Here is a 1,159-nt window from a genome sequence, read left to right as displayed (position 1 = left end):
GGAATGTCTGCAAAACCTTCGCGTGACGGCGGCATGTGAGACAGTAGCGGCATGAAACAGATCAGCCTTGTTGGAACGGGATTCGAGGTCTCGACGAAGCGTACGCGCAAACGGGAATTCCTCGAAGAGATGAATCGGGTGGTGCCGTGGGCGCAACTGGTGGCGCTGATCGCACCGCATGCGCCGAACGCGAAGACCGGACGCCCGCCGTTCGCGGTGGAAACGATGCTGCGCATCCATTTCCTGCAGCAGTGGTTCAACCTGTCCGATCCGGGCATGGAAGAAGCGCTGTACGACATGCCGCTGTTTCAGCAGTTTGCGGGGCTGGACGTGGGCGCGGACCGACTGCCTGACGAGTCGACGATCCTGCGCTTTCGCCACTTGCTGGAGCGGCATGAACTGGCCACGCAGATTCTGGCGACGGTCAACGGCGTGCTGGCGCAACAGGGGTTGCTGCTCAAGGAAGGCACGGTGGTGGATGCCACGCTGATTGCCGCGCCGAGTTCGACGAAGAACCAGGAAGGCAAGCGCGATCCGGAAATGCATCAGACGAAGAAAGGCAACCAGTGGCACTTTGGCATGAAGGCGCACATCGGCGTGGATGCCGACAGCGGCCTGGTGCACACGGTGGTGGGGACGGCGGCGAACGTGAACGACGTGACCCAGGCGCATGAGCTGGTGCATGGCAAGGAGTCGGACGTGTTTGCCGATGCCGGGTATCAGGGCGTGGAGAAGCGCGACGATACGCAGAAAATCAAGGCGTGCTGGCATGTGGCCCTGCGCCCGGGCCTGCGTCGCCAGCTTGACAGTAACGTCGCGAAGGATGCGCTCATTGAGCGGCTCGAACAGGTCAAGGCCAGCATCCGGGCCAAAGTCGAGCACCCGTTCCGGGTGATCAAGCTGCAGTTCGGGCACGTCAAGGTGCGTTATCGCGGGTTGAAGAAGAACACGGCGCAGTTGCACACGCTGTTTGCGCTGGCAAACGTGTGGATGGCTCGCCACCGAATGAAACCGGCGGGCTGATCGAGCCAGAGATGGCGGATCGCATGTCATTCGCGCCATACGTCACGGGGTCCGCGCAGTGTATGGCGTGATGGGCAGGGGCATCGGTCGCTGAATTGATGCCTCGTCGAGAGTTACGCGGTTATGCAGACCTTCC

At 61.7% G+C, this 1,159-nt stretch carries 1 protein-coding gene; it reads left to right on the top strand.

All coding sequences use genetic code 11. From position 1 onward, the window contains the following. The first annotated feature begins 51 nt into the window (after positions 1-51). Positions 52-1,023, top strand: coding sequence for an IS5 family transposase (locus tag DIE06_RS37780; protein WP_124665741.1), 972 nt, complete (start codon positions 52-54; stop codon positions 1,021-1,023). Positions 1,024-1,159: the final 136 nt, after the last annotated feature.

It is taken from the genome of Burkholderia sp. Bp8998 (genome assembly GCF_003854235.1).
In the GTDB taxonomy this organism is placed as follows: domain Bacteria; phylum Pseudomonadota; class Gammaproteobacteria; order Burkholderiales; family Burkholderiaceae; genus Burkholderia.
The sequence above is the reverse complement of the archived record's forward strand: the minus strand, read 5'-3'. Positions and strand labels throughout refer to the sequence as shown.

What these genes read in the sequence shown, in the direction of transcription:
- DIE06_RS37780 (WP_124665741.1), top strand. Translation starts at nt 52, where the DNA reads ATGAAACAGATCAGCCTTGTTGGAACGGGATTCGAGGTCTCGACGAAG.